This window comes from Dendrosporobacter quercicolus (assembly GCF_900104455.1).
Classification (GTDB): Bacteria; Bacillota; Negativicutes; order DSM-1736; family Dendrosporobacteraceae; genus Dendrosporobacter; species Dendrosporobacter quercicolus.
Genome location: NZ_FNHB01000026.1, coordinates 1 through 4,594, shown reverse-complemented (window position 1 = coordinate 4,594; position 4,594 = coordinate 1). Strand labels below are relative to the sequence as shown.

General features: G+C 57.7%; 4 protein-coding genes. 3 read left to right on the top strand and 1 reads right to left on the bottom strand.

Annotated features, from left to right (window positions below; all coding sequences use genetic code 11):
* The coding region (locus BLR06_RS19725) for a DUF6385 domain-containing protein (RefSeq protein WP_245698238.1) at window positions 1–476 on the top strand (476 nt) is incomplete at its 5' end.
* Between the two features lie 33 nt (window positions 477–509).
* On the opposite strand, the gene BLR06_RS19110 is transcribed toward BLR06_RS19725, so the two are convergent.
* A complete protein-coding gene (locus BLR06_RS19110; RefSeq protein WP_092075169.1) occupies window positions 510–1,094 on the bottom strand; it encodes a class I SAM-dependent methyltransferase in 585 nt (194 codons plus the stop codon).
* Between the two features lie 320 nt (window positions 1,095–1,414).
* Between BLR06_RS19110 and BLR06_RS19105 the strand changes: the two genes are divergently transcribed.
* Both BLR06_RS19105 and BLR06_RS19720 read left to right on the top strand, forming a co-directional pair.
* Window positions 1,415–3,577: an exosporium glycoprotein BclB-related protein gene (locus BLR06_RS19105; RefSeq protein WP_281242297.1), complete on the top strand. Its 2,163-nt coding sequence runs from the start codon at window positions 1,415–1,417 to the stop codon at window positions 3,575–3,577.
* Between the two features lie 145 nt (window positions 3,578–3,722).
* The coding region (locus BLR06_RS19720) for a hypothetical protein (protein ID WP_423069643.1) at window positions 3,723–4,594 on the top strand (872 nt) is incomplete at its 3' end.

Genomic DNA, 4,594 nt, shown 5'->3' with positions numbered 1-4,594 from the left:
ACGACGGTACCAGCAATCAGTTGATTAAAACCAACGCTTCAGGGCAGACCGATATCAGGCCCCTTACCATCGCCGATCAGGTTACCGTCAGCGCAACCGATCTTGATGTCCGCGACCTAAATTCGGCTACAGACAGTATAACCGCGGTTGTTTCGGTGCTTCACGCCGAATCTGACCCAATTGCCGTAACGACTACCGATGCTCTTGCCGGAATCAGCCAGGATATTGCAACCTGGCGGACCTTTTCTTTCTTTGTAGAAAATACCTCAGCCACCGCCGTGTCCGCCACAATTAAAATGCAAATAAGTCCCGATAACAATAAATGGGTTGACGATGGCGCCGAATATACACTTGCGCAGAATGAAATAACAGTACTTGTAACATCACGTTATCTGCGCTATGCCAGGGTCGCTTATCAATCCACAGTCGCCGGTACGCCGGCTAATTTAAACATAACGTTCCAGGCCCAAGGTTAATAAAATCCTCCGGCGTTATAATGACATACTCACTCATACAAATTCAAAACGAAGCTCTGCAAAGCTTTGCAACTCCCGCTTTGCAGGGCGAGCCGGTTTAATTGCCCTCATCGTCACGCCCATTTCAATAACAATATTTCGTAAGGTCATAATATCATCCATAATGTCTTCCGCCATTCGCCCGCCATGATCCTCTGCCGAAATCTTTAACACAATGAGTTCCGGCTGCCAGTCCGCCAGGTATCCATAACTTGCCCGCCAATAGTAAGGCTGGGAAAAATAATAAAATGAATTTAAAAAATAAGCCTTAATATGCGTTGGGTCTTCAAAAGCATCATCACTGGAGCCATACGGCAGAAATAAAGTCAATTGAGCATCCGGTTTGGCAACACGATACAGTTCCTGCATTAATGGCAGCGGCTTTGCAATATGTTCAATAACGTGACTTGCCAGCATTGTATCAATGCGATTATCTGCTATTGGCAGTAAGTTGTTATCGCATGTATCCAAATCAAATAACAGATCAACCCCCGGTAAATCCACACAATCAACATTTATCCAGTCAGGCAATATTGTCAATCCACACCCCAGATGCAATTTAGTGGAATCCTTAACCATACTTTTTCCTCCTTGGGTTCCCTGATTCAAAATATCTATACCACCTTATCACTATGCTATTCTGATTACATGCATCTGTGATAAATGCAGCTTTATATTTTTAGCCCCATGTTGAATTAAGCAAAATTGTCAATTCAGTCCACATCCAGTTGATTTGGAACTGGCTCAACTGCCGGATCCACAATAAACGCCCGATTATTGAGACTGGAAAAAAACTTTTAAAGGACATTCTTAAAATTGTTTTGCTAAGTTCCCCGCCTAGAAAATTATACATATTATATTATGTAATAAATCTCAATCACTGGAAAGGGGGACTATTAGTGGATCAAACTGGTGATTCAAATAATAGCTCTTACTATGACTTAGAAAGACCCAAACGTAAACGGCGGCGTTATAGACACTGTCATCATAAGCATCATCATAAGCATTGCAGTTGTACGCCTGACCCTTGCTGCACGCCTATGCCTAACCCCTGCTTCTTCTTCGGCCCTACCGGCCCGACTGGAATCACCGGAACAACCGGTGCTACTGGAGGAACCGGTCCGACTGGTCCTTCCGGTCCCACCGGCCCCACTGGTCCCACCGGCGCTACCGGCGATCCTGGCGCCACCGGCGCTGGAGCCACTGGAGCCACTGGGGCCACCGGTGCCACCGGGGCTACCGGTTCTACCGGCGCTACCGGCGCTGGTGAAACTGGCGCCGCCGGCGTTACCGGCGCTACCGGCGACACTGGCGCTACCGGCGCTACCGGACCCACCGGCGCTGGCGAAACTGGCGCTGCCGGCGTTACCGGCGCTACCGGCGACACTGGCGCGACTGGCGCGACTGGCATCACCGGAGCCGGAGCTACCGGCGCTACCGGCGCTGACGGAACCACCGGCGCGACTGGCGCGACTGGCGCGACTGGCGTCACCGGGGCGGGAGCCACCGGCGCTACCGGCGCTGACGGGGCCATCGGCGCTACTGGCGCTACTGGCGCTACCGGGGCCATCGGCGCCACTGGTGCTACTGGCGCTACCGGGGCCACTGGCGCTACCGGCGCTACTGCAGCTACCGGCGCTACCGGAGCCACTGGCGACACCGGGGCCACTGGCGCTACTGGCGCTACCGGGGCTACTGGCGTCTTTGACGCAGGCGCAGCATTATTCACCGTCGTGGGAAACACCGGCAGTGGAACCGTTGCTTTAGGAGAAACCCTAACCATACAGTCCAGTACACTTGACATTGTGGCAGCACAAGGATCTGCGATTGTTACGATTGAAAATCCCGCAGTGACTGGACCAACCGGCATTACCGGCACTACCGGGGCTACCGGCGCTGACGGGGCCACCGGCGCTACCGGGGCTGACGGCGCTACCGGGGCTGACGGCGCTACCGGGGCTACTGGCGCTGACGGCGCTACCGGGGCTACCGGGGCTACCGGCGCTGACGGCGCCACCGGCGCTACCGGGGCTACCGGCACTGACGGCGCCACCGGCGCTACCGGGGCTACCGGCACTGACGGGGCCACCGGCGCTACCGGGGCTACCGGCACTGACGGCGCCACCGGCGCTACCGGGGCTACCGGCACTGACGGCGCCACCGGCGCTACCGGGGCTACCGGCACTGACGGCGCTACCGGGGCTACCGGCACTGACGGCGCTACCGGGGCTACCGGCGCTACCGGGGCTACCGGCGCTGACGGGGCCACCGGCGCTACCGGGGCTACCGGCGCTGCCGGGGCCACCGGCGCTACCGGGGCTACCGGCGCTGACGGGGCCACCGGCGCTACCGGGGCTACCGGCGCTGACGGGGCCACCGGCGCTACCGGGGCTACCGGCACTGACGGGGCCATCGGCGCTACCGGGGCTACCGGCGCTACCGGGGCTGACGGCGCTACCGGGGCTACCGGCGCTACTGGCGCTACCGGCGCTGACGGTGCCACTGGTGCTACTGGCGCTGACGGTGCCACCGGCGCTACCGGCGATGGAGCAATCATTCCATTTGCTTCCGGTCTCCCGATTCTGCCGACTACCATTGCGGGTGGCTTAGTCGGACTCCCCAGTATCGTCGGCTTTGGCTCTTCGGCTACTCTGGCTACCGTTCTGGGAGCGACCATAGACCTTACCGGAGCCGCCGGAACCCTTACAAACTTTGCATTTTCGGTTCCCCGGGATGGAACAATCACCTCAATTGCAGCATACTTCAGCACTACGGCGGCATTAGGCCTTGTTGGCTCAACAATCACTATTACCGCACAATTGTTCAGTTCGGCTACGCCGGACAATACCTTTACTCCAGTTGCCGGTGCTCTTGCTACTCTCGCTCCGGCTCTAACAGGACTTGTTACCATCGGTACCATTAGCAGCGGCCTCACTACCGGCCTGGCAATTCCGGTGACAGCCGGAACCAGATTATTGCTGGTGTTCTCTGCAACCGCCACAGGTGTAACTTTATTAAATACTGCAGCCGGCTATGCCAGCGCAGGTATTAATATCGTTTAACCTGAGTTCAATGGAACTGGCGCCTTCACAGCGCCAGTTCCATTTTTATCGTCATAAATTCCTATTCTGATAGTTCCCGGCACTTATTATACAACATATGATATATTACATAATAAATTTCCACTCCTTGAAAGGAGGTCTCTTAATGTATCATAACCCAGAGGGGCATCCCTCTTTGAAAAATTTTCTCCCGAGGCACCACTGTAAGCATTGCCATCACAACTGTTGCAGCCATCCGGTAAATCCATGGTGTTCCACAGGACCAACATGGACAGTATGCCCCCCAGGATTTACCGGCATAACCGGGACTACCGGGGCTACCGGAGCTACCGGGGCTACCGGAGCTACCGGGGCTACCGGAGCTACCGGGGCCACCGGCGTGACCGGCGCTACCGGCGCTACTGGAGCCGGTGCTACCGGGGCCACTGGCCCTACCGGCGTGACCGGCGCTACCGGCGATCCTGGCCCTACCGGCGCTACTGGAGCCGGTGCTACCGGAGCCACTGGCCCTACCGGCGTGACCGGCGCTACCGGCGATCCTGGCCCTACCGGCGCTACTGGAGCCGGTGCTACCGGAGCCACTGGCCCTACCGGCGTGACCGGCGCTACCGGCGATCCTGGCCCTACCGGCGCTACTGGAGCCGGTGCTACCGGAGCCACTGGCCCTACCGGCGTGACCGGTGCTACCGGAGCCACTGGCGACACCGGGGCCACTGGCGCTACCGGGGCTACCGGCGCTTTTGACCCAGGGGCAGTACTATTTACCGTCGTGGGAAACACCGGCAGTGGAACCGTTGGTTTAGGAGAAACCCTAACCATACAGTCCAGTACACTTGACATTGTGGCAGCACAAGGATCTGCGATTGTTACGATTGAAAATCCCTCAGTGACTGGGCCAACCGGCGCTGACGGCGCTACCGGTGCTACCGGCGCTACTGGCGCTGACGGGGCCACTGGTGCTACTGGCGCTGACGGGGCCACTGGTGCTACCGGCGCTGACGGGGCCACTGGTGCTAC